General features: G+C 33.2%; 20 protein-coding genes. 2 read left to right on the top strand and 18 right to left on the bottom strand.

The genetic code is table 11. From position 1 onward, the window contains the following. The first annotated feature begins 3 nt into the window (after positions 1-3). Together ACVC5O_RS14755 and ACVC5O_RS14760 are read left to right on the top strand one after the other, a co-directional pair. Positions 4-837, top strand: coding sequence for a DUF4138 domain-containing protein (locus tag ACVC5O_RS14755; protein ID WP_452222246.1), 834 nt, complete (start codon positions 4-6; stop codon positions 835-837). A 7-nt stretch (positions 838-844) separates the two neighbouring features. Further along, positions 845-1,210: a hypothetical protein gene (locus ACVC5O_RS14760; protein ID WP_452222247.1), complete on the top strand. Its 366-nt coding sequence runs from the start codon at positions 845-847 to the stop codon at positions 1,208-1,210. Between the two features lie 8 nt (positions 1,211-1,218). Here ACVC5O_RS14760 and ACVC5O_RS14765 read toward each other — a convergent pair whose 3' ends face one another. From ACVC5O_RS14765 to ACVC5O_RS14850, 18 genes are all read right to left on the bottom strand, one after another. Beyond that, complete coding sequence (locus ACVC5O_RS14765; protein ID WP_452222248.1) at positions 1,219-1,839, bottom strand: hypothetical protein; 621 nt, start codon at positions 1,837-1,839, stop codon at positions 1,219-1,221. A gap of 3 nt (positions 1,840-1,842) precedes the next feature. Continuing rightward, on the bottom strand, positions 1,843-4,881 hold the full coding sequence (locus tag ACVC5O_RS14770; RefSeq protein WP_452222249.1) for an HsdM family class I SAM-dependent methyltransferase: 3,039 nt from the start codon (positions 4,879-4,881) through the stop codon (positions 1,843-1,845). A 296-nt stretch (positions 4,882-5,177) separates the two neighbouring features. Next, on the bottom strand, positions 5,178-6,770 hold the full coding sequence (locus tag ACVC5O_RS14775) for a type IV secretory system conjugative DNA transfer family protein (RefSeq protein WP_452222250.1): 1,593 nt from the start codon (positions 6,768-6,770) through the stop codon (positions 5,178-5,180). A gap of 1 nt (position 6,771) precedes the next feature. Beyond that, positions 6,772-7,800 (bottom strand): MobB family relaxase, encoded by a 1,029-nt coding sequence (gene mobB, locus ACVC5O_RS14780; protein WP_452222391.1) that lies wholly within the window; start codon positions 7,798-7,800, stop codon positions 6,772-6,774. A 4-nt stretch (positions 7,801-7,804) separates the two neighbouring features. Further along, complete coding sequence (locus ACVC5O_RS14785) at positions 7,805-8,257, bottom strand: BfmA/BtgA family mobilization protein (protein ID WP_452222251.1); 453 nt, start codon at positions 8,255-8,257, stop codon at positions 7,805-7,807. A gap of 329 nt (positions 8,258-8,586) precedes the next feature. Next, the gene (locus ACVC5O_RS14790; RefSeq protein ID WP_069831866.1) at positions 8,587-8,784 is read right to left on the bottom strand and encodes a hypothetical protein; all 198 of its coding nucleotides are present in this window, start codon (positions 8,782-8,784) and stop codon (positions 8,587-8,589) included. An 11-nt stretch (positions 8,785-8,795) separates the two neighbouring features. Next, complete coding sequence (locus ACVC5O_RS14795) at positions 8,796-9,245, bottom strand: JAB domain-containing protein (protein WP_203255961.1); 450 nt, start codon at positions 9,243-9,245, stop codon at positions 8,796-8,798. A gap of 76 nt (positions 9,246-9,321) precedes the next feature. Further along, positions 9,322-9,678 (bottom strand): single-stranded DNA-binding protein, encoded by a 357-nt coding sequence (locus ACVC5O_RS14800; protein ID WP_452222252.1) that lies wholly within the window; start codon positions 9,676-9,678, stop codon positions 9,322-9,324. Between the two features lie 627 nt (positions 9,679-10,305). After that, positions 10,306-10,851: a hypothetical protein gene (locus tag ACVC5O_RS14805; protein ID WP_421150536.1), complete on the bottom strand. Its 546-nt coding sequence runs from the start codon at positions 10,849-10,851 to the stop codon at positions 10,306-10,308. Between the two features lie 11 nt (positions 10,852-10,862). After that, on the bottom strand, positions 10,863-11,030 hold the full coding sequence (locus tag ACVC5O_RS14810) for a hypothetical protein (protein WP_193744009.1): 168 nt from the start codon (positions 11,028-11,030) through the stop codon (positions 10,863-10,865). A gap of 257 nt (positions 11,031-11,287) precedes the next feature. After that, positions 11,288-13,084 carry a ParB/RepB/Spo0J family partition protein gene (locus ACVC5O_RS14815; RefSeq protein ID WP_452222253.1) on the bottom strand — a complete coding sequence of 599 codons (1,797 nt, stop codon included), beginning with the start codon at positions 13,082-13,084 and terminating at the stop codon, positions 11,288-11,290. A 260-nt stretch (positions 13,085-13,344) separates the two neighbouring features. Beyond that, positions 13,345-14,181: a DUF932 domain-containing protein gene (locus ACVC5O_RS14820; protein ID WP_372938767.1), complete on the bottom strand. Its 837-nt coding sequence runs from the start codon at positions 14,179-14,181 to the stop codon at positions 13,345-13,347. A 301-nt stretch (positions 14,182-14,482) separates the two neighbouring features. Further along, entirely contained in the window at positions 14,483-16,438 is a 1,956-nt protein-coding gene (locus tag ACVC5O_RS14825) for a heavy metal translocating P-type ATPase (protein WP_452222254.1), read from the bottom strand. Between the two features lie 29 nt (positions 16,439-16,467). Next, a complete protein-coding gene (locus ACVC5O_RS14830; protein WP_452222255.1) occupies positions 16,468-16,794 on the bottom strand; it encodes a methyltransferase family protein in 327 nt (108 codons plus the stop codon). Positions 16,795-17,106: 312 nt separating this feature from the next. After that, complete coding sequence (locus tag ACVC5O_RS14835) at positions 17,107-17,520, bottom strand: Fur family transcriptional regulator (RefSeq protein ID WP_421150539.1); 414 nt, start codon at positions 17,518-17,520, stop codon at positions 17,107-17,109. A 2-nt stretch (positions 17,521-17,522) separates the two neighbouring features. Beyond that, positions 17,523-18,728, bottom strand: a complete 1,206-nt coding sequence (locus tag ACVC5O_RS14840; RefSeq protein ID WP_452222256.1) for an efflux RND transporter periplasmic adaptor subunit — start codon at positions 18,726-18,728, stop codon at positions 17,523-17,525. Between the two features lie 4 nt (positions 18,729-18,732). Next, positions 18,733-23,067 (bottom strand): CusA/CzcA family heavy metal efflux RND transporter, encoded by a 4,335-nt coding sequence (locus tag ACVC5O_RS14845; RefSeq protein ID WP_452222257.1) that lies wholly within the window; start codon positions 23,065-23,067, stop codon positions 18,733-18,735. 97 nt (positions 23,068-23,164) lie between these two features. Further along, positions 23,165-23,476: a DUF6660 family protein gene (locus tag ACVC5O_RS14850; RefSeq protein ID WP_452222258.1), complete on the bottom strand. Its 312-nt coding sequence runs from the start codon at positions 23,474-23,476 to the stop codon at positions 23,165-23,167. Positions 23,477-23,551 lie beyond the last annotated feature (75 nt).

The following is a 23,551-nucleotide window of genomic DNA, read 5'->3' on the forward strand; positions in this document are numbered from 1 at the left end:
CTTATGAAAAAGTATATCAACATTTTGACTCTAATTATTGTATCCGCTTCTATGAATGCGCAAACAACAAACACCCTTGATACCATTTATGCAAATGACACTAAAAACGTAGCACTCTTTTTTCCTGAGCCTATACGCCAAGGCATAACAGGTTCAGAAAACTTTATTTTTACTTACAATCGAGAAAAAGAACAATATTTTGGCTTACTGCAAGCTAAACAAGGAAAAGAAAGTAATCTACTGGTAATCAACAGAAATGGCGCAATTTTTTCGTATATTGTAAGGTACAAAGCGCAGCTTTCAAAGCTCAATTATTTTATCCCGATGACAAGTAGTATTGGGAATGAAAAACCAAAAGTTAAAGACTCAATTCAGACTGAAACTTTTGAAAAAAAGATTGATAACAGTACGTATTATTATCAAAAATTCTGCTGTTATCTTCTCGATAGAAGACAATATCTAGGAAGATATACAAGGCGAAATAGCGGTGTTATCATGAGGCTTGAAAATATTGTTTTTGATAAAAAAGAGCTCTACTTCGTTATTCAAATTAGAAATAATTCTACTTTGGATTATGATTTGAATTTCTTGAATCTTTCCATTGAAACGCGACAAAAAGGAAAAAAGAAATCTTTACAACGTTTGTACATAGAGCCTATTTTTAAACATCATCTGCCTTCTAAAATTGTGGTTAATGAAACGGTAAGATTTATATATGTTATGCCTAAATTTTCACTATCCAATGACAGAAGGATAATTTTAGAATTAAATGAGAAAGATGGTGAACGAAATATTGAAATGAAAGTGTCGCATAAATATATCAATAACCCAAATTAATAATATCATGAAAAAAATTGCCATTTACTCGCTTCTAGCCTTATTTATTTCTTGTGCTGGAACAACGAATTCAGATCCTTCATCGGTAGCAGAAATCGTTGCAGAAAGTTTTTATCAAGGCAAAGAAGCCACGCTTAAAAAGCATACAACACCAGAAGGTTTTGCCACATTTTCCAATCTTCAAAAAATGTTTGCTAAACCTAAAGGTTCAGAATCAAATTTTAAACTTATAGATGAAGTTACAGAAGGCGATGTTGCTTGGATAAAATACTCGACCTCTTATGACAAAACACCAGGCATTTTTAAATTGGTAAAGCAAGATGGTGTTTGGAAAGTTACGGTTAGAGATCCTAAGGAAAAAGCGCCTTTGTAAATAAATTATTAAGCACTATTTAAAGTAGTGAAATCGAACATGAAATGTCTTATTACCATATCTTCAGGGTGTTCCGATTCGTAATACTTATTGTGTAAATAATGAGATTTGGATTTCAAAAATTCAGACTTTCTAACATCTTTCTCTAAAAGCTTATTAACCCCATCTACAGTTTTTTCAAGATCTCCTTCGAGCACGTACCCAAGTAGACACCCGTTCTCGTATTTTTTTGAAACAAAGTTGTTAATTCCAGTATTGATATAACGGCGCTTTAAACCAGAATCCTTTTCCTTAAGGTTTTTGGCTTCCATATGATATTCATATTCTAAAGATGAATTTATAGTAACTAATCTGAGGTCTATTCTAGGCAGTTTTGCTGCAAAACCTTTTTCTTTTTTTGAATCATCTTTTGGTAAGTGCTGCTCAACATTCGTAACAATACTCCACTTCAATCTTAATGGATTCTCTTTAATATGTTCGTGTAGCTCAGAAGTAATGTCATTTTCATCCCAGTTGAGTTTTATGACTTTTGTTTCCATAGCTGAAACATAGGATTCTGTTATCAGCTGAAAGCATTTTTCTTCAAAGCCTCTTTTGAAGCTGGCAACTATTACTTTGTTTAACCCCATTTATTATACCTCATTAAGAATTTCCAGTATTAATTCCGAAGCATCTTCAATCGCCATCGATTGGGTCCAGAATCGCCTCTGATTGGGACGAACAATAAAAATCTCGTTACCTGTCTTATAGTTTAATTTTTTTCTAAAATAAATGTTAGTTGCTTTCTTTTGCCATAGAATCTTATCTAGTTTTCTTAGCTCTTTGTCGACGTCTTCCTTGGATTTTATTACACCTTCTTTTTTTGTTCCAAAAGACAATTTAATCATCATCAATGGTGAAAAATATGGTGTTTTAAAAGTCGTTGCACTACAAACTATTTCTTGATTATTAAGAAATTCGTTTAACTCAGAAGAAATTCGTTTCGCATAGTCTGTTACATTTGTTACTGGCAATAGAGCTTTTGATTTTTGTTTGTTTTCAAATAGGTCAAGACTATATTCTAGGCTATCATTAATTATGACCATTTCTCTATCCGTCATTCCCAAAACATCTTTCAAAATGACCTTGTCAATCTTTTCTTCTAATTTGGAATAATCTTTTATTAGAAAATCCGACTTAATGCCACTCATAATTTTATCAAAATGACTAACAATTTTTGACAGATTTTCTTGATTGAGCAAATTTATAATTGCAGGTGTGTCCATCACTTCATCCATGAAAATTTGCTCTCTTTCTATTCCCCAGGAAGAACTAACCATAAATAAAATATAGGTAGTAATTTTTGAGTTGAAAATGGCGGTCAAAGCTTTCTTCTTATCACTCTCAATGTTTCCATTGAAAACATAACAGGCTGTTGTGCAATACGAAAAATAATCTACATAAGAAGCAGTAATTTTTCTATCCCTTTGTCCTTTTTTTAAAATGACGAATGGAACCTCAAAAAGACTTCTTTCAATATTTCTAAAATATTTAATATTCTTTTGGGATGCTTCTATAGGCGTGTAATATCTCTGTATATATCTAGAGTTAATAATATTTTCTGGAATAAAATCTTGATGTTGTTTGTCTCCATGTAATCCTACCTTGGGTAAATTCCAATTGTTATCTGAACTTTTAAAATAAGAGTCATACGATTCTACATGAGATGATATTCTCTCAATAATTTTAATATCACTCATACCTCCCCACATTGCGTTCTTCCAAATTTTAGTGGATGGTTTTTGACATTCCTCTCTAGGAAGATATTTCAAATCTGTACTATCAATACTTACTCCTTCGATAACATTTGATTTTATGTAAGTTTTAGGGGCATAATAAGCAATTGTCTTAGATTTTATCCTTGGTGGTTTTTTTCTATAAAAAACAACACTTATTGGACCAGTTGCTGAACCAAATAATTGACCACCGAAATTTTTAGGGGCTTTTCTTAAAATTGAGAAATTATAAATCTTTTCTACATAACACTCATTAAACAACCACATTCTAAAAGCCTGATATGTAGTAGCATTGTTAGTAAGAACCTTAGTATTAAAAATCAATGCAATTTCTCCGTTTTCGGAAAAGGTCGTCGCTTTATGCAAAAATGGAAGAACCATCTCCTTAGCGAAACCGTATCTTTCACTATAATCTCGAATAGATTGAGATAAGTTTTTAGTACCAAAAGGCGGGTTTCCCACCACCAAATCAAAATCGATTTGTTCTACTTCAGGATTTTGCTTAATTGTATCACTTCGGAATAGATTATTACCTTGTTCAACTAAAGTATCGTCCAACGGGTCGTTTATCAGGTATGGCAAACGATAATCCTTATTTTGCCAAATCGTTTTAGGATTCAAGTTGTCTACCAAAGCTAAATAAAGGCTAAATGCTGCTACCTTGATGGATTGAGGATGTATCTCTACCCCAAATATGTTATCTGTTAGAAGTTTTTTCAGCTCATTAAAATCTGTAAGCTTTTTTGCATTGGCATTTTCGTGACGTTTAACCAAACGCTTGAAGCTTTCTACTAAAAAAATACCCGAACCACAGGTTGGATCTAAAACTTTGACATTAAACTTCTTTTCTGTCCTAGAGATAGGCAATTTCTCATTCAATATGAGTTCAACTAAGGAAGGCGGTGTATAATAAGTACCTGTGTCTTGTTTTAAAGTAGGATTTATTTCGGCAAGGAAGTTCTCATAAATCTCACTCAACAATTCTATTTGAATAATGCTGAAATCAAACAGGCGTAAATCTTCAAAAAGATTCTGTTGAATGGAATTATCATTACCGTTAAAAAAACATTTTTTGATAATTTGCAAATGTTCTCTTGAGATTGATTCATTTCTATCTACAGTAAATACATTACCGTTGAAATATTCTTCTAATTTCTGAAAAAGAGAATACGTTTTATTCGCATCGTCCAAAATGTCGAAATAAGATTTTGCACCTTTTTTTATTTCTGAATAGAACTTTTCATCAGTTGCGCCTCTGTCTTCCAAATACAAAAGAAATAGGGAACGCATTATTATTTTATGGATAAGGTTTATTTCTAATCCTTCTTCTTGTAATTGCTTTGCAGTATGGGTAAGGCTCTCTACAAGGTATTTATCAACTCTTCGTTGAAGGCTTATTTTCTTTCTAATTTCAGACGCTTCTTCCAATGTCCATATGATTCCAGTATCAATAGCAATTGTTGAAAATAGATTCTGAAGTTGTTTGAGTTTGGTTTTGTCCTTGAACTTGTAAGATTCAATTTCGAGTGTTTTAAGTTCCTTCTTATAGTCAAAATCATCTGATTTAATTATAAGAGGTTTCTCTGCACAATTGTATATACGAATTTCAGTTTCCGAATAGACATATAGAAAAATTACTTTTTTGAAGTTCCAGATTTTTTTTTGAGTCTTTGCAACTTGATGAAGAGCGCGGTCATCAAATTTTTCGACCTTTTTTAAAAAAACCGCAGGATAACTATTATGATTTTCGTCGGTACTGAAATAAATTTCATCAATACCGAACTCTTTCACTTGATTGATTGCAACCAACTGACTTTCAGGGATTTGATTAGATCTTGAAGTAATAGAGACAGCTTTATCCAAGCCTAAATTTTCTATTATATCAAAATCAATCATATCAAAAATTACTAACAGTTAGTTACATACTAAATTAATTCCAAAGGTACAAATGATTTTGCGATTTTGGTAATTGAGGTTTTATTAATATTTGCGAAATTATCATCTTTTAAGACATACTACTTTTATTAGGTTTCATTTTCAAACCAAATACCACTCTTTGAGTAAATTTATTTTAAATTTAACTTTACACTACCTATTACACCACCTATTTGACCACCTTTAATAGTTATTCTAAAAATTCAACTTCTTATTTAAGATTTTTTATTGCATCAACTATTGCATCATTTATCGCATCATTTGAATATCGACTTGACCTCTTTATAAATCCTATCAAAATTAGCTTGTAAGTCAACATCAGAATAGTCCTGTTGTTTTGTTGGTAATCGCTTTTCAATTTTAGGCAATTTGAATTGTACTTTTCTGTCTTTTCCATCAGCAAACGTGATAAACTCGCCTTCTTTCAGTCTGAAAAACACATCAGCTCTAATTTTTGCAACCTCACGCTCTCCTGTTGTAATTCGTGTGTCGAAATTAAGATTATGACCTCTGTTTACGCTTGTGGTTTCTTTCTTTACGATTTCAAAAAAGCGTTCGTAATATTTCGCCGTGTCTGGATCGTTTACCTTTCCGAAGAATTGATATGATAAATTACTTAAAATTGCTTTACTCGCCTTATCTCCATACATCATATCATTCTGTATTTTGTCTTGCATCACGTAAATTGTGGCAATATCATAGCTTCGTAATGTAGCTGGAATTCTATGCATATTCAATAGTCTAATCGTTGGTGCTTCTTCAATTAATAGAAATGAGGCATTTGAATTTCGTACACTCATTTGCTTTGTAATGGTATGAATGATAGTAGCTATAATCGGCGAATAGGCAGTCTCATATTTTGGATTATTGACTACTGAAATCGCTAAAGGTTTGTCCTGGCTATTTATGTCGAGCGGAACATCATCTGCGGATAAAGCCATAAAAATACGTTGCGTACTTATTTTTTTGAGCGCATTGGCCAAAGTGCTTTTTACACCAGCAGTTTGTCTGTCGGAATCCTTACCACTAATAAACGCATCAGCCATCGCTCTCGATGTTGTATTCTTACTCAAAAATGCAATTAGACTTGAAGTATTGAGGTATTGGTAAACAGCTATTAAATGTGGTAATGTACAATATTGTGGATGTGAAGTTCTTAACTTCCAAATCAATCCACTAATTAAGCCTTCAGCTGCATCATTAAAAAATTTTGTTGTTCCTATACTTCCGGATTCTCTTTGTTCTAATAGGTTTTCTATAAGCACTCTAGCGACCTCATTTACGCTTTCTTCATTGGTCATATATCTTGGTGCTATTGGATTTACTCTATCATGAATATTATCAAATGAAATCACTTTGAAATCAATCTCGTTTTTTTCAAATAAAGGAAATGCCATTTCTGTGATTTCAAAATTCTTGTAATCGTGAATCACACCAGAAAATTTATGCTTGCTGAAATGCTGAAGAAAATTAAAAACGACGCTTTCTGTTTTTCCACTTCCTGCTGAACCAATTATTGAAGCGCCTCGTTTGATGTTGTTTATTTTGAAACTTCCACCTTTTATTTTAAAATGAACTTGGTGTTTATCATTGGAATCAAAGGTTTCAATTTCCTTGTGAAGAAATACATATAGAACTGTATTAATCAATAAAAGTGGACAACCGATATAAAGAAGCTGGATAACCCAATGCATTAAATATGGACTCAATTTAAAAAGTAGTCCTAAACAAATTACAGTCAAAATGAGGTTTATAAAAAAAGCATATCTCGTCATTTTGAAAAGACTTGAAAACACCAAGCTCATTCCAAACAGTAATCCAATAGTAAACGTGATTCCTTGTATTTCCATGTTATATACCTATTGAACCTGATTTAATTGCTATGTCCACACCACGTTTTAAATACTTTATGGTTTTAAGTGCTAACTGCACTTGATTGGTTGGAATACTCGCCATAGGGACTCCAGATTTTGCAAGCATTTTAAATGCTGCTGCTTTCTCACTTGCTGGCAATCCTAATAATGTTGTGAAGTACAGTTTTGGGTTTTTAATGAAATCTTTTTTCGATTTATAGGATTCTGCATAGTTGCGTTTGTAACCAAAAGTTTTATCAAAAGTGCTTTCGGCTTTTGTGAAAAACGCATCTCGATCAAACCCACGTTTTACAATTTTACCATGCATCTCAACTTCCGAACCTTTGTATTTAGATCCTGGCGATAAACTCACAGAATTTGAGGCATCTTTTCGACTCACTATAATATGAATATGACTTTGATTACCTGCTTTTTTCATGCCTTGAACAATCCGTTTACCATTTTGTCGATGTGGTGCTTCGGCTTCGAGTTTGCTAATTTGAGATTTCATTTTCTTTATATTCCCATCTAATTGATGATTCTCTATTTTTCGAAAATCAGTTTTTAGTTGAAGTATTTTAGTAGCAAAAGGTTGGTTTTCTTTAACCTGTTTATCTGTGCCTTTGAATGTTCTTTGATGCTCAATTTTTGCAAAATATTTTATGTCGTCAACAGTTATTGGTTTACCATTAATTTCTCGATTAAAGGACGTTGCATAATCGTTCATTATGACTCTAGTATATTTCTTTAAATCTTCAGAATTATTCTGTAATTTTCTTAATTCATATTTACTTGGACTAACTGTAATGGAATAAAATTTTGGTTCTTTCTTTTTGAGTTTTGCAGTATTGCCATCGATTTCTTTTACCACATCTTTGGCTTCAATTTCATCGCCATATTGATTGAAAAAATGTTCCACATCTTCTTGCTCCAAACCTTGATTTTCTTTCTCCAGATACTCAGCAAAATCCGCTGAACTTTGTGAATAATCTCCACCTAATTTTTGAGCTGTGATTGTGATATACATAATATTATAATTGATTATTTGAATCATTTTTTTCTACAATTAGCACTTTCTTCTCTTCAACTTCTTTTTCTAAAATCAACTTTTCTTGCTCTGGTTCAAACTCCATAAATAAAGATTGTAACATTGCAGTTGTGGGTTTATCATGGTTCTTTTCTATGTCCTTTATAATGGCAATTACAGCATTGATTCGCTTCTTAATTTCACTCTCCAATGTTTGCATATTTGGTCCCAAAGTTTCATTTGGTGAAATGCCATTGTCCTCAAAAAAGTCCAGCATCAGAAGCAAAGCCATCGATTGTGATTTAGATAATTTTTTACAAAACACTCGAAAACGCTCTGCTACTGAAGTTTTAATCCCGAGCTTCTCAAATCGCTCTTTTTCATATCCTTTATCCATTTTTTCTGAAAAAATTTGTTGTTTTGATTGGGCTGCGAGGATTTTTTCTGAAAAAACCATGTTACATATTCAAATATCAAAACAATCAATCGCCGAAAGGTGCTGATTTTACTAGGGTTTTGAAAAAACTGAAAATCGAAACATCGCGCTAGCGTGTTACCCTCTTGCTATTCCTTTTCGTCCAGCTCGCTGGACAAAAAAAATACCATTACATCCAAAAATGTAATGGCTTTTTCTGTAATACGAATTGAAATTAGATTTTTTAAGAGTGTTTCAATTGAAGTTTAAAAGTATCTTTAACAAACCACTCTTTTTGTTGCAGAATATAAAATATGGGCATAAAAAAAGACCTCTGAAATTTTCAAAGGTCTTACAATTTTTAAAAGCATTTATATATTAAACACGTATGTGTAACTATACAAATTTCTTATTGCTTCTTCGTCTAGCATCTTGTCCAAATTTTGATTATTTGCAGATGCATATTCGATAATGTCCTTTCCATATTTATGCTTAACATCTTCTTTAGAATTGTTAAGCAAACGCTCTTGCGCTTCTTCACTCAAATCGGTAAAATTTATATAAATCATAGCTTTTCGTTTTATAAAATTCCGTTATCTGAAAAACTATAATAATCTCCATCAGGTGCAAAAATCAAATGGTCGAGAAGCTTAATATCAAATAATTTTGCAGCATTCTTAATCTTCTTCGTTAGGCTTTTATCAGCTTCACTAGGCATCAATTTTCCACTTGGATGATTGTGCGTTAAAATGATTGCTACCGATAGCGATTTTAAAATGACCGCAAATAAAATTCTTAAATCTACCAACGTTCCGACAATTCCACCTTGTGAAATTTGATATACGCCTTTTACCTTATTGCTATTATTTAGAAGTACAATTTTAAATACTTCGTGTAGTGCAATAGTATCTTTATCCCAATCCTCAAACAACAATTCGGCTGCATCTTGAGAACTGTTTATTTTTTGCCACATAGATGATTTCAAACCGCCCTTGTAGCTAATTTTTATTTCATTAACTTTGTTCTTCATTATTTCTATTATTAGTTATAGTGAGAATGAAAAAGAGGGCGCATCTTTCCACAGGAACGCCCTCTTTTATTTTCAATTATTCAGTAGCGTTATCCTCGCCTTTAATTCCCAAAAGCAGAATTTCATCAATTACCACTTCGGTAACATATCTTTTTTCTCCCTCTTTGGTTTCATAAGAGCGTGAGGTCAATTTACCCTCTAGTGCTACTTCTTTTCCTTTGCCTACATATTTTTCTACGATTTCGGCAATCTTTCCCCATGCTACAATATTGTGCCATTGGGTGTTTGTCACTTTTTCTCCCTTAGAATCTTTATAAGATTCATTGGTTGCGATTGAAAATTTTGCAACTTTCTTTCCGCTTTCAAGATTTGTGATTTCTGGCTCGTTTCCTACGTTGCCAATTAGCTGTACTTTGTTTTTTAGAGTACTCATAATTAAAAAATTTAAAGATTAATATTGACCTATCTGAACTATTCAGAAAGGCTTTGTTATTGATTTACTTATTATATCCAGAGCGTTTTCCTTTTTTTGTTTTTTTAACTTTTGTTCCGCTTCCTTTTTATTGATTTTGTAAGATTTCATAAGATTCATTTTAGATTTACTTCCCATAGAGCCGACGCTGTTACCTTCTTTTTGTTGCTTGGTGCTGTCCAATATTCAGCTTTGTTTAGACATATAAAAAGTGCGAGGCACGAGCCTGGTTATGCTGTCGTTAAAAGCTGAATGTTGTTATTTTGCTGTCAAAAAAAGGTAAGACGGTGTTGGATTACGGAAGTGATTCTAAAGTCTTTGTGAAATACAAAATCATAGGAAGTGGAACAAAATGCAAATACATTTTTATCGTATTTGGCGGACTTGATTCGCACTTTTTACTTGGAAATGAAGTGTTCCTTTCCAGAGCAACGGAAAGGGTTAACGGAATGAAAAGTCAAAAGTGTGGATTATGTCCAAGACTTATTATAATGAAGTTCTTTTTCTGGAATGAAGTTTTTACGGAATGAAAGGAAATGTGCTGAATGGAATAATAAGATAATCCTCCCTTGTTAGCTGAATATTATTTCAAAACAGTTTCTCTTGAATATCCAAAATACCATCATCTTTTGACACTTTGTTCTTTTTCAAAATACTCTTAAGCGCTTTTCTTCGCTTATCATAAATCCATAATCTCAGATTTTTTAAGAGTCCTTTTTCATAATCTGACAGTTCTTTTGGTGCTATTTCAATCATAGCTTCTAACTGGTCTTTACTTTTAGTCTGCATTGCATATTGAAGCCCTAGCCATGTGTAAATGTTTGCCCATTCTGTTTGCATGGGTGCTTCGTAAGTTCTTGGCATCATATAGGCTAAAGTCTCTGTTAGTGATGCCGTTTTATCTCCAGTCATTGAGCATATTATTCGTGATAATTTGATTCTACCAAGAATATCCTTTGGTATAATATCTTGCCATGCCGATTTAAAAACAATGATTGGACTCGCAAGGCAATCCATAAAATCGAAGACGAAATCGCTCTTATCCTTTTTAGTTGGTTTTACTACTTTTTCTTTTGCTAAAATCGGCTTAGATTCAAAACCGAAATCGAACTGAACTACTTTTAAATTTTCCATGATGTGAGATTTTAGCTTAAACAATTAGTTAATAATACCTGGTAATTTTCAGGATGCTTTTCTCTGTAATAAGCCAAATGACTTTCTCCACTATCGACATCGTAATTTTCACTACTTACTCGATAATGTTCTTCTGCTTCTTGTAATGAGATGCTGGGTTTTTCAGATACTTGTTTCATGATTCTAAGATTTTTTGATTAAACAATATTTGAGCAGTACCCAAACGGAAGCTAAAATCACAGCTCAAAAGGAAACGGAATAAATAAGCGTTGGATGATGCGTAGGCTTTATGCCGTAGTCTTTTGATGGGTGTATTTTACGAGTTTACCTTTGCGCTGATATTGATTGAATAGGTTCTACTTACCTTTTTTTAAAGGACTATATAAAAAAAATAAGAGCCAGCACGAATGCTGACCCTTACTTCCAACAACAAAAGCTAATCGTTTAATTCCTGAATTTTCTTTTCAAGATTTCCTATTCGCTCTTTCAAACGTGCTTCACGCTTGTTTCTCTCTTCTGCATATTCCTTTTCAATATTGGCAATTTTGGTTTTATAATACCCTTGCATCGCATTGTAGAATGAAATGTTCGTTAAGTTATTAACGTGATTGCTTTCGCCAAAATGTACTTGCTTGGTAAGGATGTACCGAATCAACTTATAAAAGGTTTCTTTTTTGAAATTCTTTTTGAAGTTCTCGACAGTTTCAACATCAGTCTTCTTGGATGTGTTACCCAATAATTTTGAAAAGTGTTTTTGTCGACCTACATAGTCCACATTGTTTTCATATAGGGTTAATGAGAAAGCTACCATTTCATCTACCGAAAGTGATTTCTTCTTTTCGATATAATCGGTTTGACGAATCATCTGAACCATATCCTCAAATTGCTTATTGTGCTCGATATGCCTCTTTCGTGTTTCTCTTTCATTGATTTTAACAATTTGCTCTTCAGGCGAACACTCTGCCATTTTTCTATTGGCCAACGGTTCCGAGTATGTAGAATTTTCGATTTTTGAAACTTCTACTAGCTTCACAAAAATTACTTTATGTACATACGTTTTTGGATGAAACATAATACCGTTTACAAATCCATTTTCTTTTGCGGAATTATACACTTCCAATTCTCCCTTGTAATTCTGATTTGCTTCTTCAAGTTCGGCTTTTAGCTCATCTTCAGAATAGTCGTAATGTTGATATTCCGTCTTAATTGCTTCAATTGTAGGTTTAATTGGCTTTTCGATTATTTCAATATCATCCAGAAGGTAGACTTTCAATCCCTTTTTTTCCAGTTGCGATATAACGAGCTGGTTATTCTCGTCATCTGCCCAGTATTTGCGAATTTCAGGAATCAACAACACATTCTCTTTCTTCGATTTTTCAATCAAGTTCAAAAACGACTTGCTTTTCTTCGTTTCATAACAGGCTGATTTTGTACACACCATTTTACCATCGCCAAACAGATTACCTTGATTTGCTGCGTTGAACGGACATGTTGTACATGCTCCTACTTTAGTAATCAACTTTTCATCGACTACATCGAAAGGTGCATTCTCTAAATCGTAGGTCTGGTTTTTAATCATCTGATTAATTTGATGGGCATTAAAATCCTGGCCCATTGTTTCCAACATCATTTGCTGTTCCTCTGGCTCGAAAAGTGCAACACCTACACCTAACGAAATCGTCATTTCGCCATTACGAACAAAGACTTTAAAACCTTCAATTAGACCTGCTAATTTTAAACGTTGCCTTACAAAGTTTTCTGTTCTTCCCAACCGTTTTGAAATCTCCGTTGGCGCATATTTTTCGCTCAGGAATGCTACAGCTTCGGCTTCTTCAGTAGGTTCAACATCTTGTCTTTGCAGATTTTCGATAATTTGAATTTCCAGAACATCATTATTATCGAATGCTCTAACGATGCTCGGAATGGTTTTCTTTTTCGCCAATTTACTTGCGCGATATCGACGTTCGCCCATGACGATGATGTAATCTTTTCCAGATTTTCGGACCGTAATAGGTTGTAGGACACCGTGTTCTTCGATGCTTTCAGCCAGTTGTTTTAGAGCTTCCTCGTTAAAGGTTTTTCTTGGTTGCATTGGGTCAGGAATAATCCTTCCGATAGATAGTTCTTGAACTTGAAGTCCAATGGCGCCTTGTGTCAATTTCTTCTTGACTTCATTTTTCATGGTGGCTGTTGCCTTTCCGTTTTTGCTTGTAGTACTTGCTTTTGTTGTCATAATACTTAAATTTTAGATTAAACAATATTTTTGCAGAACCCAAACAGAAGACAAAATTTCTGCTCAAAAGGAAACGGAATAAATGAGTTGTGGGCGAAGCGTTGGCTTTATGCCGTAGTCTTTTGATGATAATATTTTGCGAGTTTATCTTTGTACCAATATTGATATAGATATCTCTCCCCTTTTTTAGCAGAAATAAAGTATGAATCTAAAAAATGCTCTAGTTTTAAGGTACTAGAGCAACCTTTAATTATTGGATATTAAACCATTTCATATATTTCATTGAATAGTTTTTTATCCCACTTTTCTTGTTGTGAAAATGTCTTCTTCAATGTATTGTGTAACATGGAATTGAAGGCATTGTAGCCTAACCATAAATTCGGTTCCTCGTTTAGCAGTAGTGCTTCGTAGTTCAAGGTTTCAAGAACTTCACGGGATTTCTTTGAAGGCTCTTCGTTTTTATCACTACATTCATATTTGAACAGCTTAGTTTTATCCAAAATTGCTTTTACAAATTCTTTTGTGTCGATGATTTTAAAGTCTTTCATCTTTTCAAATTTCTTGACGATGGTATAAAACTCATTGTTCAGGAACTTATCGAATAAGCCATTCATTCTTGGCATAATCAATTCTGTATTATTTTTGCTATGCTTTATGGAAAACTCAATTTCTGCTTGCGAAACGTGCAGTCCATTTGAGCATACTTTTCTGTAAAAACCAAAATGTCCGGAAGTCTTCTCACTACCATCATAAGAATTTTTAAATCGTAGCATGGGTAGTATTAAATCTTCCTTGTTTTTCAATTTAAACTGATTGCTATCTTCAATGATAAAATCTATTATGAAAGACCTATCATTTCTATTAACGCTTCGTTTGTGATAGTTTAGTCCAGCATCCAAAAGCATCTGTTCCGCTTTTTTGAAGAATAATTGATTGGGAATATGGCCATAACTGTTTGATACCACATTAACGATTTTACCATTTGAGATAATGGCATTTTCAAGTCCTCTACGAGATTCCATCTGCGTGAGGCTTTTTAAGGATTTCATTTCTGAAGAAACAAAAATCTCATCTTGTTGTAAATTACTTAAATACATAATATTTGATTTTAGATTAAACAATATTTAAGCTAGAACCAAACGGAAGCTGAAATCACAGCTCAAAAGGAAACGGAATAAATAAGCGTTGGATATTGCAATGGCTTTATGCCGTAGTCTTTTGATGGGTGTATTTTACGAGTTTAACTTGCTTCACATATTGTATGAATAACTCTTTTTTTTAATAACGCTCTTGTTACTAAATATAGATTAATAAAATAAAAATCAGGTATAATTTAAAAACTAAAAACCCTCACAATTGTGAGGGTTTTTAGTTTACAAAAATACGCTTCAATAAGCTTTAATCAACCCATTTCATGCGCTGTAATCTAACAGCATTCAATATTGCTAACAATGCAACACCAACATCTGCAAAAACCGCTTCCCACATAGTTGCTAAACCACCTGCACCTAATATTAGAACAATTACTTTTACACCGAATGCTAATATGATATTTTGCCAAACAATTTTGCGAGTGGAACGACTAATTTTAATAGCCCTAACTACTTTTGAAGGTTGGTCTGTTTGAATAATAACATCTGCGGTTTCTATTGCGACATCACTTCCCAATCCACCCATTGCAATTCCTACATCACTTGCTGCTAAAACTGGTGCATCATTAATGCCATCGCCTATAAAAGCAATCTTATTATTGGGGTTTTGTTTTAAAATTTCAACTTCATTCAATTTGTCTTCTGGTAATAAACCACCTTTAGCAATTTCGATATTTAATTCGGAAGCTACTTTTTGAGTTATGGAATCCTTATCGCCAGAAAGCATCATAATATTTTTAATACCTACTTTATGTAATGCAGTAATGGTTTCTTTTGCATCGTCCTTTAATTCATCTGCAATAACCACATAACCTGCGAATTTGTCATCAATAGCCACCAAAACAATTGATTCTACAGTATTTTCCGTTTCTGATGAAACTTCAATATTATTAGCAGTCATCAACGCTTTATTACCAACTAAAACCGTTTTACCATTTACAATACCTTTTAAACCTTTTCCTGCTATCTCTGAAACTTCGGATGCCTCATAATCTTCGCCTTCTGCTTTATATTCTAAAATGGCTTTGGCAATGGGATGTGTGGATTGTTCTTCCATCGCCATCAGGTATTTCATAAACTCTTTTTCATCCCAATTGTTAGCTTCAATCTTCTTAATTTTAAAGACACCTTTAGTAACTGTTCCTGTCTTATCCATTACCAATGTATTTATCTTGGTCATGGCGTCTAAAAAAGAAGCTCCTTTAAATAAAATTCCATTCTTTGAAGCTGCACCCAATCCGCCGAAATAACCCAACGGAATTGATATAACCAACGCACAAGGGCAGGATATAACTAAAAATATTAAGGCACGATATAACCAATCTCTAAACACATAATCATCTACAAAAAAGTACGGTAAAAATGTAACCGCAATAGCTAGAAAGACAACTATTGGCGTATAAATACGTGCAAATTGTCTGATGAATAATTCTGTTTTTGATTTACGAGCTGTAGCATTCTGCACCATATCGAGAATTCTGGCAATGGAACTATCCTTAAACTCTTTGGTGGTTTCAATTTCAATAACGCCTTCCATATTAATACTGCCTGCAAATACTTTTTCGCCTTTTGCAATGGTATCAGGTTTACTTTCGCCTGTTAATGCTGCGGTATTGAATGAACCTTTTTCGGAAAGTAGGATACCATCTAAAGGAATTTTTTCTCCAACACGGACTTGCACTTTTTCGCCAATTTCAACGGTTTCTGGACTAACAGAAATGTAATCATTATTGCGATATACCAATGCTTCATTTGGACGTACATCGAGCAAAGCTTTAATATTACCTTTTGCTCTGTTTACTGCGGCATTTTGGAATAATTCCCCAACTGCGTAAAACAACATGACTGCAACACCTTCAGGATATTCGCCAATAATAAAGGCTCCAATAGTGGCAATGGACATTAAAAAGAACTCTGTAAACACATCGCCTTTTTTGATGCTTTCCCAACCTTCTTTTACTACAGGAAATCCAACAGGTACATAAGCAATGCCATACCAAGCAATACGAATCCAATCTTTGAAAAAAGCAACATCAAAATAGTCTAATGCAATACCAATCATTAGCATTGAAAAACTTATAATTGCTGGTACATAGGCTTTAATATTACTTGAGTTGCCACTATGATTGTGACCATCATCGTGACTATGTTGTTCTTCTGAATTTGGTTTTAAATCTCTTAAATTGATTTTCTTTTTTTTCATCATTATTTAATTCTTTAGATAAGATATATTTATATCCAACGTCTTACTTTTTTTGCATACTCTAAATAATCATTCTCGAATTCTCTTTTTAAAAACTCTTCTTCTAATCGAATTTGGGTATTTATACTTATTGTCGATAATGAGATTATCAATAATGTAAAAGCGTTTGGAATCACTAAAAACAATCCAATATTTGCAATCATTATTCCTAAAAATATTGGGTTTCTTGAAATTGAAAACAATCCTTTGATAACTAATTTTGTCTTGTTTTTCTCATCGATCCCAATTCTCCATGAATTGGCCATTTGTGATTGAGCAATACAAACTACAATTAGAGAAAGAAATAAAAATCCCAACCTATTTTAGACAAGATATTATTTTCTAAATACCAAAATGGAAGCAGGTAATCATACCAATTGTTTTTAAAAGCATAAATACCTACAATGATAATCTCAAACAATGTGATAAATGTAAAAACCTTACCATTATAACCGTGAGCATCATCTATTTTATTAAAAGTTATTGGGTTAATTCCAGTTTTTTTCCAAAGTAAAATTGATCTGATTACAAAGACTAGAAAAAAATATAATATGAGATATGCGAATAACAACATCGTTTCTAATTTTATGTAAAAATGCTCAAAAAACCAATGCAATGGAAGTGCATTATTAACTGCTGCATTTATCGCAAATACCCTTTACTACCAAGTTTACATTTTCTGAAACAAAACCATCAGGCACTTTAATTTTCGGGATTTTATGTTCTGTTAAACAAACGGTTTCGTTACAGTTGTTACAATGAAAATGTAAATGTAAATCGGTTTCAATTTCGCAATTACATCCTTTTTCACAAAGCGCATATTTTGTTATTCCTGTACCATCGTCTATTTGATGGACGATACCCTTATCTTCAAATGTTTTTACTGTTCTATACAATGTAGTTCTATCTGCTTTATCAAAAGCACTTTCGATATCACTTAATGTTACTGCTATTTGTTTCTCAGCAAGAAACTTATAAATTAATAAACGCATTGCCGTAACACGTATATTTTTTGACTCTAATAATTGTTCTATGGTTTGCATAATTAATGTTCGTGTTCTGCTTCTCCTTTTTTCATTTCAGCAATTAAATAATACGCATTATTATAAGCGAATTTTGTGGCTTTATCTTGTTCTTCAGCAAATTTAACCGCTATCCAATTACCATCTTTTTCTCCTAAAAGCACTTCAACTGGCTTAAAACTCCAATCGTCATTTTCTTTTTCTACTGAAAAGACATAAAATCTATCGCCTTCTTTTATAATTGCGCTTTCTGGCAATGCATGAGTTTCTGCGTTCTCAACTTGAATTTTACCTTTAATATACATTCCTGGAATTAGATTCCCTTTTTTGTTTTCAATTTCGGCATGGACGTGTAGTGCTTTAGGATTATCTTCAAAAGTTTTGCTTACCGAATAGATTTCTGCTATAAGATCTTCGTCTGTATTAGATTGTAAATTGAAAATTACTTTTTGACCTTTCTTTACTTTATAAACGTCTTTTTCGAACACCATTAAATCTGCATGAACGTGATGCGTGTTTACGATTTCAAAAAGTTCGGTTTGCGGTTCTACATATTGTCCTGTTTTTACTTCAACTTTTTGGACAAAGCCTTCTATTGGACTACGTAATGATATACTTTGAGCAATGGTTCCATTTCGTACTAATGACGTGTTTATGTTTAATAGTCTCAATTGAGCTTCCAATCCATTTACCATAGCTTTAGAGGCATCATATTCTGCTTCGGCTTTTTGAAAACTTGCACCAGAGCCAACTCCTGCATCATATAATTTTTGCTGACGTTCATAGTTCTTCTTTAAAAAATTACTGTTGCTAAAAGCATTTAAATAATCGGTCTGCATTTTTATAATATTAGGATGAGATAGATATGCAACCACTTGACCTTTATTAACTTTATCGCCTTCAATAACTTTTATTGATACCACATTTGCACCAACTACAGAAGTTATTGCTGCTTCGTTTTGTGGTGGTACTTCTAATGTTCCATTGGCTTCTACATAACCGCTCATATTACGCAATGCTAGGGTGTCTGTTTTCATTTTTAAGGCATCAAACTGTTGCTGTGATAACATCACTTCTTCTTCATCACTATGAGCTTCTTCGGCTTCTGGCTTTACATCTTCATTGTGTGCATGACCATCGCCTTCTTTATGGCTTTCTTTATTTCCACAAGCAACTACTAAAAGTGAAACTGTTAGTAATGTTAAGATTATATATCGTGTGTTTTTCATTTTCTTATTTATTAAAATATTGTAGTTGAAATGTGCTTTCTAAATAATTTATTAATGCTTCTTGAGCTTGTAATTCAGATTGAATAGCTTCTTTTATGAGTTGTGTAAACCCTGTATAATCTATCTCTCCTTCTTTATAGGCAAATAAAGCCCCCAATTTTTGTTCTTTCACAAGTGGTAACACCTCATTTTTATAGAAAAACCAAGACGTTTTCCATTTTTGATAATTCTCTTTTGATTGTACAAACTTGGATTGTACTTCTTGTTTTTTGAACTGAATGTTCGTATCAGCAATTTCCTTATCGATTTTTGCGGTTTTAACCTTTGCTTTATTTGTACCAGACAAAAAAGGAATGGAAACACCTGCTTGATAGGTATAAAACCCTGAATTACCATTTAAGTTTTGTAAACCACCTTGAAGATTTAACTTGGGTAAATTATCTGCTTTGGCAGCTTTATATGTGGCTTCTGCTTCTGTTACCTGTAATTGTGCTATACCATATAAGGGATGCTCTTCTAAGTTAAAAGTATCAACATCAATTTCACTAGTAATTTCAAAATCATTGGGAACGGTATAGAATGTATCAGAAACCAACCATAGGTTTAACTGTTGTAATGCAATACCATATTCACTTTTTGATTGCATAAATTTATTTTGAATCTGTAAAGCTTGATTTTTAGCTGCTGAATATTCTAACCTTGAAATAGCTTCTACTTCATAATTTAATGCTACTGCTTTTTCAAAATTGGTATAAATTGAATCTAACTCTCTGTATAAATTATAATTCCTTTTACTCTGCAAGGCATTTGCCCAGGCTTTTTTCACTTCCAATTCTAAATCTAATTCTGAAAGTTGAAACGCTTTTTGAGCTAGTTGAATGCGTTGTTCTTGCAATCGTTTTTTTGCAGAAACACCAAACACATCAATGTTACTTTGACCAATTCCTATAGTTGTATAAATACCATTTCCGTTATTAATTTCCTCGCCTCCAGTAAAAATTTGAGTCGTACCAAAATCATAAGCTGTACTTTTTAACTGCTCTTGTTTGCTAATTTCTAATTGCTTTTGTTTTAAAAGCGGGAAATTTTCTTTTGATAATTTAACTGCTTCATTCATTGAAATAATTGGTAACGTATCGTTAACTTCTTGGGCGTTTCCTGTTATTGGCAACAAAAGCATTAAAGCTACCATAGCAGTAACTGTAATTATTTTTTTGTCTGCTCTAAACTTGAATGATTTGTTTTCTACCCAATGATATAATATAGGTAAAACGAACAATGTTAATAATGTAGACGTTAATAAACCACCAATTACAACCGTTGCTAAAGGCCGTTGTACTTCTGCACCAGCTGATGCAGAAATTGCCATAGGTAAAAACCCTAAAACATCTGTAAAAGCGGTTAGCATAATTGGTCTAATTCTTCGTTTTGTTCCCTCTATAATTCTATCTTTAAGATTGGTAACACCTTCATCTTTCAACTCATTCAAACCACTAATCATTACTAATCCATTTAAAACCGCAACACCAAATAAAACAATAAAACCAACTCCTGCTGAAATACTAAATGGCATATCTCGTAACCACAATGCTACGACACCACCAATGGTTGCCATAGGTATTGCGATATAAATCATTAAGGTTTGTGGCAAGGATTTTAAAGCAAAATATATGAGCACAAAAATAAGTAATAACGCAATTGGCACAACGGTTTGCAATCGGTTACTTGCGCGTTCTAAATTTTCAAATGCTCCACCATACCTAATAAAATATCCTGATGGTAATTCAAGTTTAGCATCTAACTTGGATTTTATTTCTGTTACCAACGATTTTACATCACGTCCTCTTACATTAATACCAACATAGGTTCTTCTGTTTGTATTATCCCTACTTATTTGCATTGGACCAGCTTTGTAGCTTATATCTGCAACTTCACGAAGTGGAATTTGAGTACCAGATGGTAAATTGATGTACAAGTTTTGAACATCTGAAATATCCTTTCGGTTTTGAGAATTTAATCTTACTACTAAATCGAATCGTTTTTCGCCTTCAAAAATAATTCCTGCTGTACCGCCTGCAAAAGCAGATTGAACGATTTGATTCAAGGTATTTATTTGCAGTCCGTATTGGGACAATTTATTTCTATTGTACGTAATGGTCATTTGTGGTAACCCTGTTGTGGCTTCCGCTTTCATATCTCCAATTCCATCTGTACCTGCAATAATTTTGGATATTTCTTCAGCTTTTTGAGAGAGTATATTTATATCTTCTCCATAAAGTTTTATAGCAATATCCTCTCTGACACCTTCAAGTAATTCATTAAAGCGCATTTCGATAGGTTGTGTAAATTCATAGTTAACACCAGGAACCATTTCAACCGCTTCTTTCATCTTCTCTATCAATTCATCTTTTGAAGTAGCTGTTGTCCATTCACTTTTTGGTTTCAAAATCACAAAAACATCTGCCAAATCCATTGGCATTGGATCTGTTGGTATTTCGGCAACACCAATTCGACTTACAATTTTTTCAACTTCTGGAAACTTTGCTTTTACAATTTGTTCAATCTTTGTCGTCGTTTCAATAGTTTCTGTAAGGGAACTGCCTGGTTTTAAAATGGCGTGAAATGCAATATCGCCTTCATCGAGTTGTGGGATGAACTCGCCTCCCATTCGACTAAACATAAAAACTGTTATTCCGAATAGCACGACTGCAATGCCTATAATCCATTTTCCTTTTTGTATCGCTTTAACTAATATAGGTTGGTATTTTTCTTCTACCCAATGCACAAATTTATCGCCATAAGATTTTTTGTCTGACTTTGGTGCTCTTAAAACCAAGGCAGACATCATTGGCACATACGTCAAACAAAGTACCATTGCACCAATCATTGCAAAAATGAAAGTCAATGCCATCGGTTTGAACATTTTTCCTTCAATCCCTTCTAATGCCAAAATAGGCAAGAAGACAATTAGAATAATTAGCTGACCAAAAAAGGCTGCATTCATCATTTTTTTTGAAGCATTAGAAGCCACTTTATCTCTTTCTTTTGCAGTAAGTTTCTTCTTTTTTAGCACTTGTGATGCAATAAGAAAAACGGTACTTTCTACTATAATTACTGCACCATCGACAATAATACCGAAATCTATTGCTCCTAAACTCATTAGGTTAGCCCAAACATCAAATACATTCATTAGTATAAATGCAAACAATAACGATAATGGAATAGTGGATGCGACTATTAAACCACCTCGCCAATTTCCTAATAAAAAGATAAGTACAAATATTACTATTAATGCGCCTTCAATAAGGTTTGTTGCTACAGTTGATGTAGTTTCTGCGATTAACTTACTTCGATCTAATAAAGGTTCGATAATCACACCTTCTGGTAATGACTTTTCTATTAGAGCCATGCGCTCTTTTACATTCTCGATAACATCGTTTGAATTTGCGCCTTTAAGCATCATTACCAAACCGCCTACAACTTCGCCTTCGCCATCTTGTGTTAATGCACCATAACGAATCGCTGAACCAAATTGTACTTTGGCAATATCGCCAATAGTTATAGGAATATTATTGACGTTTCTTACTGTGATTTTTTTAATATCATCCAAACTACGCACTAAACCTTCGCCACGTATAAAATTGGCTTGATGGTTCTTTTCGATATATGCACCACCTGTATTTTGATTGTTGTTTTCTAGAGCCTCAAAGACATCAGTAATTGTTAATCCGATTGCTCGCAACTCATTTGGATCAACAGCGACTTCATATTGCTTAATTTTTCCGCCAATAGCATTAACTTCAACAACACCTTCTACCATTGCCATTTGACGTTGTACAATCCAATCTTGCATGGTGCGCAAATCAGTAACTGAATATTTCTCTTTGTATTCTGGTTTGACTTTAAGTGTGTATTGATATATTTCTCCTAGACCAGATGAAATAGGACCCATTGAAGGTTCTCCGAATCCCTCGGGAATTTGTTCTTTGATGTCGTTGAGTTTTTCAGCGACTAATTGACGTGGCAGATACGTTCCCATATCATCGTCAAAAACAATAGTAACGACTGATAAGCCAAAACGAGAAATTGAACGAATCTCTTGGACATTAGGTAGATTGCTCATTGCTACCTCTACTGGATAGGTTATGATTTGCTCAATATCCTCTGTTCCTAAATTTGGTGCTTGCGTAATGACTTGTACTTGGTTGTTGGTAATATCTGGTACCGCATCTATAGGTACTTGAGTCATACTCCAAATACCAGCTCCAACAATGGTAAACGTTAGCAAACCAATAATGAATTTGTTATTGATTGAAAAATCAATGATTTTATTAATCATAGAATTATAGTTATAATGAATTTATAAATAAAGAATAGTTACCAAAGAGTATCGATGGTAGCATAGATTTATAATACACCTGCGTAGCAGGTATTCATTAAACTTGTGGTGGTTGTAAAACGGAACTCGTGAAGTCTTTTTCTGAACCGCTTAGGTATAAAACATCTTTTGTGGAAATAAAAGATATTCCTAATTTTAAATCTGGAATATCAAAATGCACAGCACTTACATGGCAGCATTGACAAATACAAAAAGGCGAACATAAATCTGAATCTTGATGTTGATGGTCATTGTCCATTCCTTGTGAAATTTCTGTTTGAACCTCATTATCAAGCGTAACATTATCTTCGCAGGGTGCTAAATTAAGCGCGAAAATATAAATTGATAATATAAAAGCTAAAAATTTCATCGTAGCAAAGATATAAATTATTTAATGCAATGGTATTGCAAATAACGTTAGTATGATTTTTCTATATTAGAAGAG

This window comes from Lacinutrix salivirga, assembly GCF_053604675.1.